At 72.5% G+C, this 20,172-nt stretch carries 18 protein-coding genes; 14 read left to right on the forward strand and 4 right to left on the reverse strand.

Annotation, left to right across the window (positions count from 1 at the left end; all coding sequences use genetic code 11):
• The first annotated feature begins 69 nt into the window (after nt 1-69).
• A complete protein-coding gene (locus OG933_RS34795) occupies nt 70-2,505 on the forward strand; it encodes a hypothetical protein (RefSeq protein ID WP_405630837.1) in 2,436 nt (811 codons plus the stop codon).
• Nucleotides 2,502-3,710 carry a type VII secretion-associated serine protease mycosin gene (mycP, locus tag OG933_RS34800; protein WP_405630838.1) on the forward strand — a complete coding sequence of 403 codons (1,209 nt, stop codon included), beginning with the start codon at nt 2,502-2,504 and terminating at the stop codon, nt 3,708-3,710. The genes OG933_RS34795 and mycP overlap by 4 nt, the downstream gene beginning before the upstream one ends.
• 13 nt (nt 3,711-3,723) lie before the next feature.
• On the opposite strand, the gene OG933_RS34805 is transcribed toward mycP, so the two are convergent.
• Nucleotides 3,724-4,737 (reverse strand): serine hydrolase, encoded by a 1,014-nt coding sequence (locus tag OG933_RS34805; protein WP_405630841.1) that lies wholly within the window; start codon nt 4,735-4,737, stop codon nt 3,724-3,726.
• A gap of 151 nt (nt 4,738-4,888) precedes the next feature.
• Between OG933_RS34805 and OG933_RS34810 the strand changes: the two genes are divergently transcribed.
• Nucleotides 4,889-5,620 carry an SseB family protein gene (locus tag OG933_RS34810; RefSeq protein ID WP_362533942.1) on the forward strand — a complete coding sequence of 244 codons (732 nt, stop codon included), beginning with the start codon at nt 4,889-4,891 and terminating at the stop codon, nt 5,618-5,620.
• Between the two features lie 61 nt (nt 5,621-5,681).
• Here the strand turns inward: OG933_RS34810 and OG933_RS34815 are convergent, their stop codons facing one another.
• Complete coding sequence (locus tag OG933_RS34815; protein ID WP_057606998.1) at nt 5,682-6,059, reverse strand: DUF1844 domain-containing protein; 378 nt, start codon at nt 6,057-6,059, stop codon at nt 5,682-5,684.
• A gap of 370 nt (nt 6,060-6,429) precedes the next feature.
• On the opposite strand from OG933_RS34815, the gene infC reads away from it, so the two are divergent.
• From infC to OG933_RS34865, 10 genes are all read left to right on the forward strand, one after another.
• Complete coding sequence (infC, locus tag OG933_RS34820) at nt 6,430-7,152, forward strand: translation initiation factor IF-3 (RefSeq protein WP_362533939.1); 723 nt, start codon at nt 6,430-6,432, stop codon at nt 7,150-7,152.
• 107 nt (nt 7,153-7,259) lie between these two features.
• Nucleotides 7,260-7,454 (forward strand): 50S ribosomal protein L35, encoded by a 195-nt coding sequence (rpmI, locus tag OG933_RS34825; protein WP_006607578.1) that lies wholly within the window; start codon nt 7,260-7,262, stop codon nt 7,452-7,454.
• A gap of 97 nt (nt 7,455-7,551) precedes the next feature.
• On the forward strand, nt 7,552-7,935 hold the full coding sequence (rplT, locus tag OG933_RS34830; RefSeq protein WP_020132316.1) for a 50S ribosomal protein L20: 384 nt from the start codon (nt 7,552-7,554) through the stop codon (nt 7,933-7,935).
• Nucleotides 7,936-8,040: 105 nt separating this feature from the next.
• Nucleotides 8,041-8,901, forward strand: a complete 861-nt coding sequence (locus OG933_RS34835; RefSeq protein WP_362271857.1) for an RNA methyltransferase — start codon at nt 8,041-8,043, stop codon at nt 8,899-8,901.
• A gap of 53 nt (nt 8,902-8,954) precedes the next feature.
• Nucleotides 8,955-10,094 (forward strand): ATP-binding protein, encoded by a 1,140-nt coding sequence (locus tag OG933_RS34840; RefSeq protein WP_362533937.1) that lies wholly within the window; start codon nt 8,955-8,957, stop codon nt 10,092-10,094.
• 151 nt (nt 10,095-10,245) lie between these two features.
• The gene (pheS, locus tag OG933_RS34845; RefSeq protein WP_028807257.1) at nt 10,246-11,367 is read left to right on the forward strand and encodes a phenylalanine--tRNA ligase subunit alpha; all 1,122 of its coding nucleotides are present in this window, start codon (nt 10,246-10,248) and stop codon (nt 11,365-11,367) included.
• Nucleotides 11,367-13,889: a phenylalanine--tRNA ligase subunit beta gene (gene pheT / locus OG933_RS34850; protein ID WP_405630844.1), complete on the forward strand. Its 2,523-nt coding sequence runs from the start codon at nt 11,367-11,369 to the stop codon at nt 13,887-13,889. Before pheS ends, pheT begins: the two co-directional genes overlap by 1 nt.
• Nucleotides 13,890-14,125: 236 nt before the next feature.
• The gene (locus tag OG933_RS34855) at nt 14,126-15,169 is read left to right on the forward strand and encodes a PP2C family protein-serine/threonine phosphatase (RefSeq protein ID WP_362529801.1); all 1,044 of its coding nucleotides are present in this window, start codon (nt 14,126-14,128) and stop codon (nt 15,167-15,169) included.
• A gap of 210 nt (nt 15,170-15,379) precedes the next feature.
• On the forward strand, nt 15,380-16,720 hold the full coding sequence (locus OG933_RS34860; RefSeq protein WP_362529803.1) for a transcriptional regulator: 1,341 nt from the start codon (nt 15,380-15,382) through the stop codon (nt 16,718-16,720).
• Between the two features lie 145 nt (nt 16,721-16,865).
• Nucleotides 16,866-17,402 (forward strand): NUDIX hydrolase, encoded by a 537-nt coding sequence (locus OG933_RS34865; protein ID WP_078616030.1) that lies wholly within the window; start codon nt 16,866-16,868, stop codon nt 17,400-17,402.
• Between the two features lie 52 nt (nt 17,403-17,454).
• On the opposite strand, the gene OG933_RS34870 is transcribed toward OG933_RS34865, so the two are convergent.
• On the reverse strand, nt 17,455-17,712 hold the full coding sequence (locus tag OG933_RS34870) for a hypothetical protein (protein WP_028807259.1): 258 nt from the start codon (nt 17,710-17,712) through the stop codon (nt 17,455-17,457).
• A 183-nt stretch (nt 17,713-17,895) separates the two neighbouring features.
• Nucleotides 17,896-18,768, reverse strand: a complete 873-nt coding sequence (locus OG933_RS34875) for a 3-hydroxybutyryl-CoA dehydrogenase (protein WP_362271868.1) — start codon at nt 18,766-18,768, stop codon at nt 17,896-17,898.
• 182 nt (nt 18,769-18,950) lie between these two features.
• On the opposite strand from OG933_RS34875, the gene OG933_RS34880 reads away from it, so the two are divergent.
• A complete protein-coding gene (locus tag OG933_RS34880) occupies nt 18,951-20,171 on the forward strand; it encodes a family 10 glycosylhydrolase (RefSeq protein WP_362529805.1) in 1,221 nt (406 codons plus the stop codon).
• Nucleotide 20,172: the final 1 nt, after the last annotated feature.

Below are 20,172 nucleotides of genomic sequence, written 5' to 3' on the forward strand. Positions count from 1 at the left end.
CCGCCCGGGCACGAGACCGACCGCCCGCGTACCAGAACGACGGCCCGGGGACGAGGAAACGGGGGGTGCATGAGTACGGAAGCACGCCGCGCCTCGGTCCCCCCGCGTCCGGACGTGCCGCCCCACCCCGGTGTCCCGCCCCGGCCCGCCACCCCGCCCCGCCCGGCCGAGCCCCCGACGGCCCCGACGGACCGGGAGAGCGGCGGCCAGGCAGCCGCCGAGCCGCCGCGACGCGACCCCGCGCGCCGGGCCCCCGCCGCCGAGCCGCAGGAGCCCGCCGCGCCGCCCCGGACGCCGACCGGCCGACCGCGGCAGCAGGCTGAGCGGGAGTCCACGCACGGTGCGCATCCCGGCCCGGCCGGAGCGAAGGCGACCGCCCAGGGCGAGCCCACCTCCGGGGACGGCTTCCCCGCCCCGGGGGACGGCTTCCCCGCCCCGGGGGACGGCTTCCCCGCCTCGGGGGACGGCTTCCCTTCCTCCGGGGACGGTTTCCCGTCTGCCGGGGGCCGCTTTCCTTCGGCGGGCACGGATTCCTCCCCTTCCCGCACCGCCCCCCGCTTCACCGACCTGCGGGCCCAGCACACGGACGCCATGACCCCGCCCCCGCCGCCCGCGTCGGCCCGTTTCCCGGACATCCCGCCGCAGCCGGCCCGCCCCGCCCCGGCCCCACGACGCGACGACGCCGGGACGCCCCCGCGAGCCGAAGAACGCCCGGCCGCCCCCCACGCCCCCCGCCCGGCCCCGCCCCACGACTTCCGCCGCGCCCCCCGGCCCACCAGGCCGGCCACCCGCCCCGCCTCCTCGGAGGACTCGCGTCCCGCAGGCCCGGGCGGCGCCGCCCCGCGCGCCGGTACGGCTGCTCCCCGTTCCGCCGACGGGGAGACCACCCGCCCGCCCGGCCCCGACGGCTCACCTCTCTCCGGCACCTCCGGCGCCCGTCCCGCCGGTGACGGTCTCCCGCGTCCCGCCGGCTCCGAGGGCTCCCTTCCCGGCGGTACCGCCACTCCCGCGGGCACGCGTCGCGCCGACTCGGACAGCTCCCGTCCCGCAGGCCAGAACGGCTCCCGTCCCGCCGATCCGGGCAGCTCACGCCCCGCAGGCCAGAACGGCTCCCGTCCCGCCGACTCGAACGGCTCCCGTCCCGCCGACTCGGGTGACCTCTTCTCCGCGGGCTCGGGTGCGTACCCCAGTGGCTCGGGCAGCTCCCGGCCTGCCGCCGCGGGCGACTTCTTCTCCGCCGGCGCGGGCACCCGCCCCGTCGTTCCGCCGCCGCCCTCCCGGCCCGCCGGCCCGCCGCCCTCCCGGCCCGCGGGCTCGACGGGTGACCCCTCGTCCGCGGCCGGTTCCGCGGCCGCGTCCGACAGCGCCTGGTCGCCGTTGCCCCGGAGTTGGGTGCCCGCGCCCGGGCGGAGTCGGCGGGAGACGGAGGCGGAGGGCGCCGGGGGCGGTCTGCGCGGTGACTCCCAGGCGGGCCAGGCGGGCCCGGCGGTGACGGACGACGGGCCGGCCTGGAGCCCCGGGGCGGCCGTGCGGCAGCCCGGGTTCGCCGTGCCGCCCGTTCCTGTCGCGCCTCCCGCGCCTCCCGCGCCCAAGGCTCCGCAGCGGACCGATGGCGGCCCGGGGGCGGCGAGCGGCCCCGATCCGTCCCTGTCCTGGAGCGCTCCCATGGCCCCGGGCGGCACCCTCGGTGCCACGCGGCCCGTGGTGACCTTCGCGCGCCCCGAGGGGTACAGGGACATGTCCGGGATCTTCGGCCGGCGGGGACGCCTTGTCGCGGCCGCCGTCTGTGTCGTCCTCGGCATGGGGCTCATCGGCGGTGCGGTCACCGGCAGTTGGCTGGTCGGGGACTCGGCGGACGCCGCCGAGCGCAGTACCTACACCACCGCCGGCGGTCTGTGGCACAACGTGCCGGTCGATCAGCTGTTCCCGCCCACGGTCGACGGCCAGGGCGCCGGTCCCGGCGGCGCCGACCGCACCTGGACGCGCATCGCCGTCGCCCCGGACGGCGACTGCGCCGACGCCTTCGACCCGCTGCTGCTCAAGACCCTCGCCCCGGTCGGCTGCCAGCGGCTCCTGCGGGCCACCTACACCGATGCCACCCAGAGCTATGTGACCACCGTCGGTCTGCTGTTCACCACGGCAGACGCGGCCGCCATGCGTGCGCTCGACACCCGCTTCACCAAGGAGAAGCTGGCGGATCGGGCCGATCTGATGCCCCGGCCGTACGCCGTGAAGGGCACTGTCGCCGCCGCCTTCGGCGACAAGCAGCGCGCGGCGTGGACGGTCTCCGTCCTCACCGACGCGCCGGTCGTCGTCTACGCCGTCTCCGGCTGGGCCGACGGCCGCGTGGTCGACACCCCGCAGTCCGCCCCGGCGGCCACCGCGGCGGGCGCCACCACGGCCCCCGCCCAGGCGGGCCTCGGCAACGAGGCCCAGGGCCTCGCCGACCGCATCGAGCGCGGCCTGCGCAAGACCGCCGTCACGCCCTCGGAGCAGCCCTCATGAGCACCCGTCCGAGCCGTACGACCCGCAGGGCCGGGCTCCTGTGCTGTCTCCTCGCCGCCACCGTCGCCCTCGTGCCGCCCTCCACCGCCTACGCCGACGGCATCCGTGCCAAGCAGTGGGCCCTGGAGGCCCTGCACACCCAGGAGGCCTGGCAGACCACCAAGGGCGCGGGCATCACCGTCGCCGTCCTGGACACCGGCGTGGAGGCCGACCACCCCGACCTCACCGGCAACGTGCTCACCGGCAAGGACATGGTCGGCTTCGGAGCCGGTCCCGGTGACCGCGCGTGGGCCCGCCACGGCACCGCGATGGCCGGCATCATCGCCGGTCACGGCCATGGCAGCGGCAACGCCGACGGCGTGCTGGGCGTCGCCCCGGAGGCGAAGATCCTGCCCGTCCGCGTAATCCTGGAGGACGGCGACCCGCAGCGCACCAAGGCCCGCAACACCCGGGGCAACGCCCTCGCCGAGGGCATCCGCTGGGCCGCCGACCAGGGTGCCGACGTCATCAACCTCTCCCTCGGCGACGACTCCGCCTCCGCCCACCCCGAGCCCGCCGAGGACGAGGCCGTCCAGTACGCGCTGAAGAAGGGCTCGGTCGTCGTCGCCTCGGCCGGCAACGGCGGCGAGAAGGGCGACCACATCTCCTACCCGGCCGCCTATCCGGGCGTCATCGCCGCGACGGCCGTCGACCGCTACGGCACCCGCGCCTCCTTCTCCACCCGCCGCTGGTACGCCACGGTCAGCGCGCCCGGCGTCGACGTCGTCATCGCCGACCCGGACCACAAGTACTACGAGGGCTGGGGGACCAGCGCCGCATCCGCCTTCGTCTCGGGTGCCGTGGCGCTCATCAAGGGCGCCCGGCCCGGGCTCACGCCGGCCCAGATCAAGAAGCTCCTGGAGGACACCGCCCGCAACGCCCCCACCGGCGGGCGCGACGACTCCCGCGGCTTCGGGTTCATCGACCCGGCCGCCGCGATCACGGCCGCCGCCGACCTCAAGCCGGAGGGCCTGCAATCGGCGGCCTACGGCGAGCAGTACTTCGGCTCCGGCCCGGACAAGCCGAAGGCGGACGACGACACGGCGGACTGGGCGGGCCTGCTCGCGGGCGGTGCCGGGGGAGTGCTGCTGGTGGCGGCGGTCGTCCTGTGGCGCGGCCGCCGCGAGCGCGACCGGCCCGGGGCCTACGAGACGCTCCAGCCGTGACGAGGCTCGCCGGCTAGTCGTCGGCGGACGGCGAGGCCGACGCGGAGCCCGACGCGGAGCCCGACGCCGAAGCGCCACCGTCCCGCAGCGCCGACACCGCCGTCCGCGCCACCTGCTCGACCAGCGAGATCCCGGCCGTCTGCGTCGCGTTGCCGTTCGACAGCACGGCCACCAGACAGTCGTGGCCGTCGACGGTCACCCGGCCGATGCTGTTGATGTCCCACAGTCCGGTCGTGCTGCGCGCCAGCCAGCCGTTCTTCAGCGCCCACGAGGACCCGTCGGCCGCTGCCGAGACTCCCCAGCGCTGGTCGACGGCTATCTGCCCCATCAGGCCCCGGAGATACGTCCGCGACGCCTCGCTCAGCTCCGAGTCGTCCCCGAAGACCTGCTGGAGCAGGGTGAGCTGATCGGCGGCCGTGGTCTGCGTCAGCCCCCACAGCATGTCGTCGCCGCCCGCGGTGTCCGTCAGTCCGAACCGCTCGTTCGCGGCGTCGAGCCCCTGCGCCTTCCCGATGATCCGCCACAGCGCCGACGCCGAGTCGTTGTCACTGTTCTCGATCATCGCGGTGGCGTACGTCTTCTCGGCCGAGGTGAGACGGCGGTCCGCGTCCTGTGCCTGGAGCAGCAGCGTCGCCAGGATGTCCACCTTGACGATGCTCGCCGTGTCGAAGGCGCTCTCGCCGTACGTGGCGTCGTCACCGGAGTCGAGGTCGAGCACGGCCACGGACACGGCCGCGTCGCCCGGCACGGTCACCGACTTCATCGCGGACGCCAGCAGCGCGTCGTGATCCACCTCGGGCGCCGCCACCGTCTCCACCGACACCTTTCCGCTCCTCGGAACGGACGCCGACGGCGTCGCGGAGGACGACGATACGGCCGAGGTACCCGAGTGCGCCTGTGCCTTCACATAAACGGTCCCGCCCGCCGTCGCCCCGAGGACGGCGACCGTGGCGAGCGCGGTGCACAGGAGCGGACGGCGCCGGGAGGATCGAGCGCGGCGGTTGCGACGTGCTCTGGAGGACTCCATGACCGTCGATGCTCGGGGCGGCGACTGTGCGCACCGTTAGACGGAGGTTAGAGGCACGTCAGGGATCTCTGAGAATCCGGTGAAAGGCGTCACCGCCGTGTTTCGGGCCCCGCACAAGCGCAGCATCATCCCCCCGATAGGGTCGACGACCGTGGCGAACAAGAACATTCCCGACTCCGGCTTCTCCGACGACGACGGCTCCGCCGACCCCCGGCTGAGCGCGGCGCTCGCCGCCTGGGCCGAGGACCGCACCGCCGTGGGCCCGGTCCTGGCGGCCCTCAAGGGCGCCCGGCTCCTGGTGCCCGTGGTGGCCGTGCTGGGCGAGGTGGAGGAGGACGAGAACGGACTGCGCCGCGAGAAGACCAGCGACATGGCCGTGCCCACGCTGAAGGCGGGCGGTCGCACCGCGCTGCCCGCGTTCACGTCCACGGACTCGCTCGCCCGCTGGGACCCCGAGGCCCGCCCGGTCGCCGTACCGCTGCACCAGGCGCTCCAGGCGGCCGCCCACGAGAAGGCGGACACGGTCGTCCTCGACCTGGCAGGACCGGTGGCCTTCGAACTGACCGGGCCGGCGCTGCTGGCGCTCGCCGAGGGCCGTACGTCGACCGACCCGCTCGCCGATCCGGCGGTGCGGGCGGCGGTACGGGCCGCGGTCGCCGCCGAACCGGAGGTCCTCAGCGCCCACCTCGGGCCGGGGCAGGCGGACGGCACCCTCGCCCTCGTCCTCGACCCGGCCGCCGTCCCCGCCGAGGCGGCCCGGGCGGTGGCCGGGCGGCTCGCCGCCGACGAAACACTGAGGGCCCGCCTGGTGCGCGGCCTCGACCTGGCACTGCTGCCGGCCGGGACGACGCCTCCGGGCGAGCCCCTGTACGTGAAGAGCTGAACCGGCGGTTGCGCCGGCCCGGCAAAAGAAGCGGAGAAGCGGAAGAAGCGGAGAAGCGGGCTCAGCCGTAGATCGGGCCCGTGTACTTCTCGCCCGGGCCCTGGCCCGGCTCGTCCGGGACGATCGACGCCTCGCGGAACGCCAGCTGGAGCGACTTCAGACCGTCGCGCAGCGGCGCCGCGTGGAAGGAGCTGATCTCGGTCGCGCTTCCGTCCAGCAGGCCGGCGAGGGCGTGGATCAGCTTGCGGGCCTCGTCGAGGTCCTTGTACTTGTCGCCCTCCTCGGTGAGCCCCAGCTTCACGGCGGCGGCGCTCATCAGGTTGACGGCGACCGTCACGATCACCTCGACGGCGGGGACCTCGGCGATGTCGCGGGTCATCTCGTCGAAGTCGGGGGCGCCGGGGGTCTCGGCGGAGCCGGCGGGGGAGGAGTCACTCATGCCCCACACGATAGGCGCAGGCCGACCCGGTCCCCGTACCGAGGCTCGATTGGCCGTTCCTGGCGCAGACTGCTAATCTCGTGTAACGACCGGTCGGACACGCGTGCCCCTCAGCAGGCGGGCCCGGCCCACAAGTGGAGGCTCCGAACTCCCACCCGACTGTCCTCACGGACGGCGGGTCACCCCGGTCAGGCGGCCACCATCGTTCCGTACGGACGATGGAGTCGCCCGGTAGCGCGCCCCGCGTTCACGCGGCGGTGCTCCGGTAGTGCTTGGAGCCCCGCATGTGATCGTTCGGGGCATTTTTTGTGCTTCGGCGTGGTTACAGGACTAACAACCAAGACGTTACGCGGCCGTTCGCCAGACTGCCGTGTGGTGCTATCTAGGAGGATCCATCAGCGCCGAGCCCCGCATCAACGACCGGATTCGCGTTCCAGAGGTGCGACTTGTCGGTCCCAGTGGCGAGCAGGTGGGCATCGTCCCGCTGGCCAAGGCACTGGAGCTTGCCCAGGAGTACGACCTGGACCTGGTCGAGGTCGCGGCGACAGCCCGCCCCCCGGTCTGCAAGCTCATGGACTACGGGAAGTTCAAGTACGAGTCGGCCATGAAGGCCCGTGAGGCGCGCAAGAACCAGGCGCACACGGTCATCAAGGAGATGAAGCTCCGGCCGAAGATCGACCCGCACGACTATGACACCAAGAAGGGTCACGTCGTTCGGTTCCTCAAGCAGGGCGACAAGGTCAAGATCACGATCATGTTCCGCGGTCGTGAGCAGTCCCGGCCCGAGCTGGGCTACCGACTGCTCCAGCGTCTCGCGGAGGACGTCCAGGACCTCGGGTTCATCGAGTCGAACCCGAAGCAGGACGGCCGAAACATGATCATGGTTCTCGGTCCGCACAAGAAGAAGACCGAGGCGATGGCCGAGGCCCGTCAGGCGCAGGAGGCCCGCAAGGCCGAGGCGAAGGCCAACCCGGGTCGTTCGCAGAACGCCGCGGATGCCGACGCCGTCAACGCCGAGGGCGACGTCGAGTCCGACGTCGTGAACGCCGAGGCCGACGCCGAGGCCCCTGCCGAGGCTTCCGCCGAGGCGTGATCCGCGGGACGCGAGTCCCAAGGACGTAACCGATACAAGCGACGTTCCACCGTGCCCGGTTTCACGACCGGGCACCGGAACGCCACCGACGAGGAGATAACGGCGCTATGCCGAAGAACAAGACGCACAGCGGTGCCAGCAAGCGCTTCAAGATCACCGGCTCCGGCAAGGTGCTCCGTGAGCGCGCCGGCAAGCGCCACCTGCTCGAGCACAAGTCGTCCCGCGTGACGCGTCGCCTCACCGGCAACGCCGAGATGGCCCCGGGCGACGCCGCGAAGATCAAGAAGCTTCTCGGCAAGTGACGTCGGGCGCGTGACGCGCGCCTGATCTCAGACCGGGACCCAATCGATTCCGGGTCGTGTGAGTCCAACCACGACCCCGCTACAAGGAGTTAAACAAGTGGCACGCGTCAAGCGGGCAGTCAACGCCCACAAGAAGCGCCGGGCGATCCTCGAGGCGGCCTCCGGCTACCGCGGTCAGCGTTCGCGCCTGTACCGCAAGGCCAAGGAGCAGGTCACCCACTCGCTGGTCTACAACTACAACGACCGCAAGAAGCGCAAGGGCGACTTCCGTCGGCTGTGGATCCAGCGCATCAACGCGGCTGCCCGCGCCAACGGCATCACGTACAACCGCTTCATCCAGGGTCTGAACGCCGCGAACATCGAGGTCGACCGCAAGATCCTCGCCGAGCTGGCCGTGAACGACGCCACCGCGTTCGCCGCGCTGGTCGAGGTCGCGCAGAAGGCCCTCCCCGCGGACGTGAACGCGCCCAAGGCCGCGTGACGCCGCGCCGGCGTTGAGCCGACGTGACTTGAGGACCCGCAGGCTTCAGCAGCCTGCGGGTCCTGTTGTGTCCGTACCCGAGTGACTGGTGAAAGCGAACCGCCCATGCTCCCCGCCACCCCCGAGCCGATCTCCCCCCGCTCCCCCCGGGTCTCCGCCGCCCGGCGGCTCGCCAAGCGGAACTTCCGGGGCAAGGAACGGCTGTTTCTCGCGGAGGGGCCGCAGGCCGTGCGGGAGGCGGCCGCGCACCGGGCCGGCGGCGACGCGACCCTCGTGGAGCTGTTCGCCACCGTCGAGGCCGCGGAGCGGTACGCCGACATCATCGGCGAGGCCCGCGCCGTCGGCGCCCGGGTGCACCTCGCCGACGAACAGGTCATCGAGGACATCTCCACCACCGTCACCCCGCAGGGGCTGGTCGGGATCTGCCGGTTCCTGGACACGCCCTTCGAGGAGATCCTCGCCGCCCGGCCGAAGCTGGTCGCCGTACTGGCCCATGTGCGCGACCCCGGCAACGCCGGCACCGTCCTGCGGTGCGCGGACGCCGCGGGCGCCGACGCCGTCGTACTGACCGACGCCTCCGTGGACCTCTACAACCCCAAGGCCGTCCGCGCCTCCGTGGGCTCCCTCTTCCACCTCCCCGTGGCGGTCGGGGTCCCCGTCGAACAGGCCGTGGCCGGGCTGAAGGACGCCGGGGTGCGGATCCTCGCCGCCGACGGCGCAGGGGACGACGACCTCGACGACGAGCTGGACAAGCGGACGATGGGCGGGCCCACGGCGTGGGTGTTCGGGAACGAGGCCTGGGGGCTCCCCGAGGAGACCCGGGACCTCGCGGACGCCGTCGTGCGGGTTCCGATCCACGGGAAGGCCGAGAGCCTGAACCTCGCGACCGCCGCCGCCGTATGTCTCTATGCATCGGCCCGTGCACAGCGCGCCTCCGGAGGGTGCCGCTCCGTCACCGAGAGCTAGTAGGGTGACCAGCTCGGGGGCCCCTCAGTCGTCTGAGAGGTGGGGTACGGGGAATGAGCGTCGGCATGAGCGGTACACGGGATGCGCAGGCCGTTCCCGACGCCCGCGAACCCCGGCCGGCCGGTGACCTCGCCGGTCTCGGCATCGACCCCGACGACCTGCCCGACGGGCTCGTGGTCGCCGACGAACACGGGCACGTCGTCTGTTTCAACGCCGCCGCCCAGCGGATCACCGCCGTCCCCGCCGAGGACGCCCTCGGCCGGCGGCTCGAGACGGCGCTGCCGCTGGAGGACCTCGAGGGCCGCCGCTGGTGGCAGCTGACCGACCCCTACGGCGGCCTCGCCATCCGGGTCGGACAGCCCGAGCGCAACCTGCTGCTGCCGGGGGGCCGCGAGGTGCTCGTCACCGTGCGGTACGTCCGCGGCGAACCCACCGGACCGGTCCGCCGGGTCGTCGTCTCGATCCGCGACACCGAGGCCCGCCGCCGCACCGAGCGCAGTCACGCCGAGCTGATCGCCACCGTCGCCCACGAGCTGCGCTCGCCCCTGACCTCGGTCAAGGGCTTCACCGCCACCCTGCTCGCCAAGTGGTCGAGGTTCACCGACGACCAGAAACGGCTGATGCTGGAGACCGTCGACGCCGACGCGGACCGGGTCACCCGCCTCATCGCCGAGCTGCTCGACATCTCGCGCATCGACTCGGGACGGCTGGAGGTGCGCCGTCAGCCCGTCGACATGGGCGCGGCCGTGGGCCGGCACATCCAGGCCTACGTCGCCGCCGGACAGCCCGCCGACCGGTTCCTGCTGCGTCTCGAGCAGCCGTTGCCCGCCCTGTGGGCCGACCCCGACAAGGTCGACCAGGTGCTCAGCAATCTCATCGAAAATGCGGTGCGCCACGGCGAGGGAACCGTCACGATCGATGTCACGCCCGCCGCGTCCCCCCGTGAGGGAGAGGACACCGGCACGTCGGTCACCGTGAGCGACGAGGGCGCAGGCATCCCGGAGGAGTCCATGAACCGCGTCTTCACCCGCTTCTGGCGGGGCAGCAAGCGCGGCGGCACGGGCCTCGGGCTGTACATCGTCAAGGGCATCGTGGAAGCCCACGGCGGCATCATCACGGTCGGCCGCGCTCCCGGCGGCGGCGCCGAGTTCCGATTTACGTTGCCCGTGAGCATCCCGGCATATCTCACCTGAGAACCGGCCGGGCAGCCCGCGGGCGCATCCGTATACCTCCACCCCGTTAGACTCGGCCTTTGGCACCCTTGTGTCCCATGGACGGCCCTCTGACCTCTGCGTGAGTCGGTGACGGGGACCTTCAGCCAGCCAACCGGAAGCACGGGAAGAGATGTCGGCACCGAATAAGTCGTACGACCCAGTAGAGGTCGAGGCCTTGAAACCGGAAGAGATCGAGCGCATGCGGGACGGGGCGCTCGCCGCCTTCGCCGCCGCGGACTCCCTCGACGCGCTCCAGGAGGCCAAGGTCGCGCACACCGGCGGCACCTCCCCGCTGGCCCTGGCCAACCGCGAGATCGGCGCTCTGCCGCCGCACGCCAAGGCGGCCGCCGGCAAGCTGGTCGGCCAGGCCCGGGGCGCCGTGAACAAGGCCCTCGCCGCCCGCCAGGAGGAGCTCGAGGCCGAGCGTGACCAGCGCGTGCTGGTCGAGGAGGCGGTGGACGTCACACTGCCGTACGACCGCGAGCCGGCCGGCGCCCGCCACCCGCTCACCACGCTGTCGGAGCGCATCGAGGACGTCTTCGTGGCCATGGGCTACGAGGTCGCCGAGGGCCCGCAGGTCGAGGCCGAGTGGTTCAACTTCGACGCGCTCAACATCGGCCCGGACCACCCGGCCCGCGGCGAGGCCGACACGTTCTTCGTGCAGGGCCCGCAGGGCGGCACCGAGTCCGGTGTCGTGCTGCGCACCCACACCTCGCCGGTCCAGATCCGCTCGCTGCTCGGCCGTGAGCTGCCGGTGTACGTGATCTGCCCCGGCCGCGTGTACCGCACCGACGAGCTGGACGCGACGCACACCCCGGTCTTCCACCAGGTCGAGCTGCTGGCCGTGGACGAGGGCCTGACCATGGCCGACCTCAAGGGCACCCTGGACCACATGGTCCAGTCGCTGTTCGGCGAGGGCATGAAGACCCGGCTGCGGCCGAACTTCTTCCCCTTCACCGAGCCGTCCGCCGAGATGGACATGGTGTGCTACGTCTGCCGCGGCGAGTCCGTCGGCAACCCCGACCGCCCCTGCCGCACCTGTTCCAGCGAGGGCTGGATCGAGCTCGGCGGCTGCGGCATGGTCAACCCCAAGGTGCTGGCCGCCTGCGGCGTCGACCCCGAGAAGTACAGCGGGTTCGCCTTCGGGTTCGGCATCGAGCGGATGCTGATGTTCCGCCACAACGTCGAAGACATGCGAGACATGGTCGAGGGTGACGTCCGGTTCACCCGGCCGTTCGGGATGGAGATCTGATGCGGGTCCCGCTTTCCTGGCTGCGGGAGTACGTCGACCTGCCGGCCACCGAGACCGGCCGTGACGTGCAGGCCAAGCTCGTGTCGGCGGGCCTCGAGGTGGAGACCGTCGAGCCGCTCGGCGCCGACCTCAAGGGCCCCCTCGTCGTGGGCCGGGTGCTCACCATCGAGGAGCTCGAAGGCTTCAAGAAGCCGATCCGCTTCTGCACCGTCGACGTCGGCACCGCCAACGGCACCGGTGAGCCCCAGGAGATCGTCTGCGGCGCTCGCAACTTCGCCGTCGGCGACAAGGTCGTCGTGGTCCTCCCGGGCGCCGTCCTGCCCGGCAACTTCGCGATCGCCGCGCGCAAGACGTACGGCAGGACCTCGCACGGCATGATCTGCTCCGGCGACGAGCTGGGCATGGGCGACGACGGCAGCCACGGCATCATCGTGCTGCCGCCGGAGACCGAGGTCGGCAAGGACGCCGTCGAGCTGCTCGAACTGGTCGACGAGGTCCTGGACATCGCCGTCACCGCCAACCGCGGCGACTGCCTGTCCATCCGCGGTGTCGCCCGCGAGGTCGCCATCGCCTACGGTCTGCCGCTGCGCGACCCGGCGCTGATCGACGTACCGGCACCGAACGCCTTCGGCTACCCGGTGCAGGTCTCCGAGCCGATGGGCTGCGACCGCTTCACCGCCCGCACCGTCACCGGTCTGAGCCCCGAGGCGCGCTCCCCGATCTGGCTGACGCGCCGGCTCCAGAAGGTCGGCATGCGCCCGATCTCGCTCGCCGTCGACATCACCAACTACGTGATGATGGAGATCGGCCAGCCGCTGCACGCCTACGACCGTTCGCTGGTCCAGGGCGCCATCGGCGTGCGCCGGGCCGGGGAGGGCGAGCGGATCGTCACCCTCGACGGGGCGACGCGCGAGCTGCACGCCGAGGACCTGGTGATCACCGACGACCGCGGTCCCATCGGCCTCGCGGGTGTCATGGGCGGCGCCAACACCGAGATCGCCGACCACGAGGCCGCCGAGAACGGGGGCGCCTCGACGACCGACGTGGTCATCGAGGCCGCCCACTTCGACGCGGTGTCGATCGCGCGTACGGCCCGCCGGCACAAGCTGTCCTCCGAGGCGTCCCGGCGCTTCGAGCGCGGTGTCGACCCGCAGGCCGCGGCGGCCGCCGCACAGCGCACGGTCGACCTGCTGGTCCTGCTCGCGGGCGGTACGGCCGACGCGGGCGTCACGGAGATCATCGCCCCCTCCGGCCCGCACACGATCAGCGTCCCGGCGAACCACCCGGACAAGGTCGCGGGCGTGGAGTACGGCCGGGAGACGGTCGTCCGCCGTCTCCAGGAGATCGGCTGCGACGTGTACGGGCAGGACGAGCTGATCGTCACCGTCCCGTCCTGGCGGCCCGACCTCGCCGAGGTCAACGACCTGGCGGAGGAGGTCATCCGGCTGGAGGGCTACGAGAACCTGCCCTCCACGCTGCCCAAGCCGACCTCCGGCCGTGGTCTCACCCACCGCCAGCGCCTGCACCGCCGCGTCGGCCGCGCCCTGGCCGGCTCCGGCTATGTCGAGGCGCCGAACTACCCGTTCATCGGCGAGCAGGTCTTCGACCAGCTCGGCCTGGACGCCGACGACCCGGCCCGCCGTGTCGTCCGGCTGACGAACCCGCTCAACGACGAGGAGCCCGCGCTCCGCACGTCGCTGCTGCCGGGCCTGCTGGCCGCCCTGCGCCGCAACGACGGCCGGGGCTCGCACGACCTGGCGCTGTTCGAGACCGGGCTGGTGTTCCTCCCGCAGGAGGAGCAGCGCGTCGCCGGGCACCTGCCCGTCGACCGCCGCCCCACCGAAGAGGAGATCGCGTCCCTGGACGCCGTGCTGCCCGCGCAGCCGCGCCATGTCGCCGTCGTTCTCGCGGGCGCCCGCGAGCAGGCCGGCTGGTGGGGCAAGGGCCGCCCGGCGGACTGGGCCGACGCCGTCGAGGCGGCGCGTGCCGTCGCCCGTGAGGCGGGGGCCGAACTTCTCGTCCGCAGTGGCCAGTACGGGCCGTGGCACCCGGGCCGGTGCGCCGAGCTGCTGGTCGTCGTCGACGGTGCCGAGCGCGTCGTGGGCCATGCCGGTGAGCTGCACCCGCGGGTGCTGAAGGCCCTGGGGCTGCCCTCGCGCACCTCCGCCATGGAGCTGGATCTGGACGTGCTGGAGCAGGTCGGCGACGACACGCCCCAGGCGCCGCGCATCTCGACGTTCCCGGTGGCCACGCAGGACGTCGCCCTCGTCGTCGACAGGTTCGTCCCGCACGCCGAGGTCGAGGCCGCGCTGCGCGAAGGCGCGGGTGAACTGCTGGAGGGGATCCGGCTGTTCGACGTGTACGAGAACGCGGAGCAGCTCGGTGAGGGGCGGAAGTCGCTCGCGTACGCGTTGCGCTTCCGTGCGGGCGACCGGACGCTGACCGTCGACGAGGCGTCGGCCGCGAGGGACGCGGCGGTTGCCCTGGCGGGCGAGCGTACGGGAGCGGTCCTGCGGGGCTGATGCCGGGCGCCGGCCGCGGGCCCGTCGTGGCTGGTCGCGCAGTTCCCCACCCCCCCTCGGGGTGCGGGGAACTGCGCGACCAGCACCCCGGCCTCACCTCTCTTCGGTTACCTCACTCCTTCGGGTGAGATCTCCCGTTGATCTGGTTTTCCGGGCCATGACCTCGACAGAATCGGACCGGCCTTTCGGGGCCGGTCCGATCTGCGTTGTCGGGGCCTGGACGGGGGACCAACGACATGTTCGGCATCAGGCGGCCGTTGCGCCGGGCCCTCTCGCTGGGGCTGCCCACGGCCTGGGGCGCCCTGGCGATCACCTACAAGCTGTCCTGTCCGCTGGCCCGACAGGACGGGCTGCTGGCCAGGATCGTCACCAGTGCCGTCTTCTTCGCCGTCGGCACCGGGCTGATACTCCACATGCGGCAGGCCCTGGTGCGCGAGCTGAAGCAGGCGCGGCGGGTCGCCGGGGCCGCGCAGAGCGTGGTGCTGCGCCCGCCGCCGCCGCGCGTCGACGGGCTGAACGTGGCGGCCGCCCAGCTCTCCGCGGACCGGGGCGCGAGCGTGGGCGGGGACCTGTACGAGGTGATCGCCACCGAGCACGGTGTGCGGGTCGTGATGGGCGACGTCCGCGGGCACGGGCTTCCCGCGCTCGGTACCGTCGCCGCCCTCCTCGGCAGCTTCCGCGAGGCGGCCCACGACGAACACGACCTCGGCCGCGTCCTGCGCCGCCTGGAACGTGCCCTGGAGCGGCACTTGCGCGAACGGGCCCGCGACACTCCCGACGCCACGGTCGCGGAGGAGTTCGTCACCGTGCTGGTGCTCGAGATCCGGGAGGACGGCGAGCTGCACGTTCTGAACTGCGGACATCCCTGGCCGTATCTGCTGAGCGGCACGAGCGTGCGGGCGTTGGCGCGGGCGGATCCGCTGCCGCCCCTGGGCCCGTTCCCGCTGCCGGTCGACCTCTCGCCCATGCCCTGCGGTCGGTTGCTCCGGGGCGAGTCCGTGGTCCTGTTCACGGACGGCGCCGAGGACGCGAGGGACACCCGGGGCAGGTTCTTCTCCTTGTCGGGGACGCTGGAGAAGGCGGTGCGGGACCTTCCCGTCACGGCCCAGCAGATCGTGCGCGCGGTGCTGACGGCACTTCTCCGTCACACGGCGGCCGGACCGACCGACGACATCGCCGTACTGGTGCTTCAGAACGGGCGGCTTCCCGCACCCGCCTCAGGGGCGCGGGGAACTGCGCACCCCGCCACGACACACCCGCAGCCGACGACGCACCGATAGTCCCCGCCCGACCCGCGGAGCGAATCGCCGGGCCGTCGCTTTGTGAGGGGGAGCCGACGGCCCGGCGAACCTCTTGCGAGGCATTTCAGTCAACCGACCGTAAACGCTCCGCGACAGCGCGCGCACCCTGCGGATGCGCGTACTCCGTTCACACCCCGTGTGAGGGCGGAGCCACTACTCTGACGGCACCGAGGCACCCGGGGGGCACCCATGCAGCCCAACACTCTGCTCGACGCGATCCTGGACGAGGCGGGCGTCTCGCACGCGGGCCTCGCCGCCCACGTCAACCAGGCCGGACGGGCCCGCGGACTCGCCCTGCGGTACGAGCACACGGCGGTGGCCCGCTGGCTGAAGGGTCAGCGGCCGCGGGGCCAGGTGCCCGACCTGATCTGCGAGGTGCTCGCGGGGCGGCTGCACCGGCCGGTCACCCTCGACGACATCGGCCTCGGCGTGCCGGGCGGACCGGCCGGCCCGCACGGCACCTCGCTCTCCGGCTTCGTCGAGCGGGCCACCGCCCTGTGGCGCTCCGACGAGCAGCAACGCCCGCACCTCCTGGGGGCGCCCGCGGTCACCGGCACGCCGGCCGTGATGCCGGTGTGGGAATGGGAGAACCCGCCGGAGGACGTCGACGTCTCCCGGGGCGGCCGGCATCGTGTCACCTCGGCCGACATCGAGATGCTGCGGGCCGCTCGCGCCCACTACGAGCAGATGTACCGCAAGGCGGGGGGCATCGCGACCCGCAGCCGTATCGTCGGCTTCCTCAACGCGGAGACGGCGCCCCTGCTGCGCGGCAGCTACACCGACGAGACGGGCCGTCAACTGCACCGGGCCACCGGCGGGTTGGTCGCGGTCGCCGGGATCTGCGCGTACGACTCGGACGCGCACGGCCTGGCGCAGCGCTACTTCCACCAGGCGCTGCGGCTGGCAAAGGCCAGTGGGGACCGGGGACTCGGGGCGTACGTCATCGCCCTCCTCGTCAACCAGTCGCTGTTCATGCGGGAGTACCGGCAGGCCGTCGCCTTCGCGGAGGCGGCGCTGCGGGCGGCGGGCCGGCACATCACGCCGGCCCTCGCCTCCGACCTGTACGCGATGCAGGCCAAGGCGTACGCCCACCTCGGCGACGGTACGAGCGCCCTGTCGTGCATCCGGCGTGCCGAAACCGCCGCCGATCACATCCGGCGCGGACACGAGCCCGACGAGACCGGCTATGTCCAACCGGGCCTGGTCAACGTCCAGGTGGCGGAGGCGCTGCTCAGCCTCGGCGACCTCGCCGCCGCTGCCGAGCACGCCGCGGCCGCCGTCGACACCCCGGCGCACGACCGGGGACGGGTGCACCGGCTCGCCATGCTCAGCACGATCGAACTGCGCCAGGGCAACGCCGACAAGGCGGTGGTCACCGCGGTGCAGATGGCCGAACAGGCCCGGGGCATGGAGTCCCAGCGCCTGCGCGACAGGCTCCGGGCGGTGCGCGAACATCTGGTGCGCAGCGACTGCGCGGGCACGGCCGAGGCCGCCGAACTCATCGACGGGGCACTGCGCGTACCGCTGTAGGCGGGGCGCAGCGGGGTATCCGACCACCGACACCGACAGCGACACCGACACGACACCTACACAGTCGTCCACACCGGCGGCTACGCCGACGCTGCACCGTTCCTGCTGCGATATTGCCACTCACTCGACGGAAGGTGGCAGAACCGTGCAGTGGACGAAACAGAACGAACAAACTGTGTATGAAAACCGCTGGTTCAGCGTCAACCTGGCAGATGTGGAGCTGCCCGACGGCCGGCACCTCGACCACTTCCTCATACGGCTGAGGCCGGTCGCGGTCGCGACGGTCGTGAACCGGGCCAACGAGGTTCTCCTGTTGTGGCGCCACCGCTTCATCACCGACAGCTGGGGCTGGGAGCTCGCGGCGGGAGTCGTCGAGGACGGCGAGGACATCGTCCGCGCGGCCGCCAGGGAACTCGAGGAGGAGACCGGCTGGCGGCCGGGGCCGCTGCGCCACCTGATGAGCGTGGAGCCGTCCAACGGGCTCACCGACGCCGTCCATCACATCTACTGGTCGGAGCACGGTGAGTACGTGGGACACCCGGTGGACGACTTCGAGTCGGACCGCCGGGAATGGGTCCCCCTCAAGGTCGTTCCCGATCTGGTCGCCCGGGGGGAGGTCCCGGCCGCCAACATGGTGGCCGCGTTGATGCTGCTGCACCACCTCAGGCTCGCCGAGGGCTAGCCGCGGGGCGGGCCGTGGACCCGCCGTGGACCGGCCGTGGATCCGCCGAGGTTCAGTGGGCCAGCGCCTGCCAGACCGTCGCGACCAGTGCCCCCAGGGCCGTGAGCGCCGCGAGCGAGGGCAGCGGCCAGCGTGCGTGTTCCAGCGAGATCATGCGGGTGTGCAGCTCGTCCAGTTCCTTGGCGGTCTGCTCCGTGCGGTGGGACAGCAGGGCCAGCCCGCCCTCGACGCGGGCGTAGGCCACATCGAGCCGGCGACGTAACTCTGCGAGTTCTCCATGAACCACGGGATGTTCGGGGTCGGCGGTCACGTGGCCGCTCCTTTCCGTAGTCGTCTCACATCCCTTGCATGCGCATGATGAGTGAACTCGCCCGGTGGGCCGACGGGGAGAGTGTGCGCCGGGCATATGCGGACCCGTGGCGCACACGGCGTGTGAATGCCGCGGGCCCGGCACTCCGAGGAGCGCCGGGCCCGCGGGAAACGCGGTGGGTGATCAGTAGGTGTAGAAGCCCGAGCCGGTCTTGCGGCCCAGCCGGCCCGCGTCGACCATGCGCTGGAGCAGCGGGGGAGCGGCGTACAGCGGCTCCTTGTACTCGTCGTACATGCTCTGCGCCACCGAGGCGACGGTGTCCAGGCCGATCAGGTCGGACAGCTTCAGCGGACCCATCGGGTGGGCGCAGCCCATCTCCATGCCGTTGTCGATGTCCTCGCGGCTGGCGATGCCCGTCTCGAACATCCGGATCGCGGAGAGCAGGTAGGGGATCAGCAGCGCGTTGACGACGAAGCCGGACCGGTCCTGGGCGCGGATCGCGTGCTTGCCCAGCACCTTCTCGGCGAACAGCTGGGCCCGGCTGAGCGTGCCCTCCGAGGTGGTCAGCGCCGGGATCAGCTCGACGAGCTGCTGCACCGGGGCCGGGTTGAAGAAGTGGATGCCGACGACGTGGTCGGGCCGCGAGGTGGCGACCGCCAGCTTCACCAGCGGAATGGAGGAGGTGTTGGAGGCGAGGATCGCGTCCGGACGGGTCACGACCTGGTCGAGGACCTGGAAGATCTCCGTCTTGACCTGCTCGTTCTCGACCACGGCCTCGATGACCAGGTCACGGTCGGCGAACTCGCCGAGATCGGTGGTGAAGCTGAGGCGGGCGAGGGTGGCGTCCCGCTCCTCCTCGGAGATCTTGCCGCGCTCGGCGGCCTTGGCCAGGGAGTTCAACAGCCGGGTACGGCCGATCTCCAGGGCTTCGCCGGTCGTCTCGGCGACCTTGACGTCGAGACCGGCGCGGGCGCAGACCTCTGCGATGCCCGCTCCCATCTGGCCGCAGCCCACCACTCCGACCCGTGAGAGATCTCCCGCTGGGGTGCCCGTCACATCAGTCCCTTTCGCCGCGCTGACTCAGATGGCCGGGGCAGGTCTGCCGGGTCTCGGCCGCCCTGCTCCGATCGTGCACGTTACTAGCAAGTATCGATGATCGATCGCCGGGGTGGAGGCATGCTGGACCGCGAAACGATCCGTGACCGAGCGGATCCGCAGAGTGTGTGGGGATGTGTGCGATGGGTCGACTGACCCGGCGGGCGTTCGCGCTGGCAGCGCTGTCGGCGTTCACCACGACGGGCGCGGCGGCCGCTCCCGCGAGGGAACGGCGGGCGGCGACCGAGATGCGGGGGATGTGGCTGGCGACCGTCAGCAACCGGGACTGGCCCTCCCGCCCCGGCCTGACCGCCGCCGCCCAGCGTGCCGAACTGATCGCCATGCTCGACCTGGCGGTGAGCCGGCGGCTCAACACGGTGATCTTCCAGGTGCGGCCCACGGCGGACGCGCTGTGGCCCTCCCCCTACGAACCGTGGTCCCAGGTGCTCACCGGCACCCAGGGCAGGTCGCCGGGCTGGGACCCGCTGGGCACGGCCGTCACGGAGGCGCATGCGCGGGGCCTGCAGCTGCACGCCTGGTTCAACCCCTACCGGGTCGCGACCCATGACGACCCCTCGAGGCTCGTCGCCTCCCACCCCGCGCGCCGGCACCCGCAGTGGGTGGTCTCCTTCGGCGGGAAGCTCTACTACAACCCGGGCCTGCCCGAGGTCCGCGCCTTCGTCCAGGACGCGATCCTCGACGCAGTGAAGAAGTACCCCCTGGACGCCGTGCACTTCGACGACTACTTCTATCCGTACCCGGTGGCCGGCCAGGCCTTCGACGACGGGGCCGCGTACGACACCTACGGCGGCGCCTTCCCCAGCCGGGCGGCCTGGCGGCGCGACAACGTCGACAAGCTGGTGCTGGAGACGGCCACCCGGATCAAGGCGGTACGCCCCGCCACCCAGTTCGGGATCAGCCCCTTCGGGGTGTGGCGCAACGCCTCCACCGACTCACGCGGCTCGGACACCCGGGCGCTCCAGTCGTACGACGACATCCACGCGGACACCCGCAAGTGGGTGCGGGAGGGCTGGATCGACTACATCGTCCCGCAGCTGTACTGGAACATCGGGCTCTCGGTCGCCGACTACGCCAAGCTCGTGCCCTGGTGGGCGCAGGTGGCGAAGGGCAGCCGCACCCGGCTCTATCTCGGCGAGGCCCTGTACCGGGCGGGCGACCCGGCCCAGCCAGCGGCCTGGCAGGACCCGGCCGAGCTGTCGGACCACCTCGACCTGGCCGCCGCCCACCCACAGGTGCGCGGGCATGTCTTCTTCGCCGCCAAGGACGTGCGGACGGACCGGATCGGGGCGATGGCGCGGGTGGTCGCCGACCACTACCGGCAGCCGGCGGAGCCCCCGCGCTGAT

The sequence above is a fragment of the Streptomyces sp. NBC_00016 genome, assembly GCF_045040885.1.
GTDB classification, from domain to species: Bacteria; Actinomycetota; Actinomycetes; order Streptomycetales; family Streptomycetaceae; genus Streptomyces; species Streptomyces coriariae.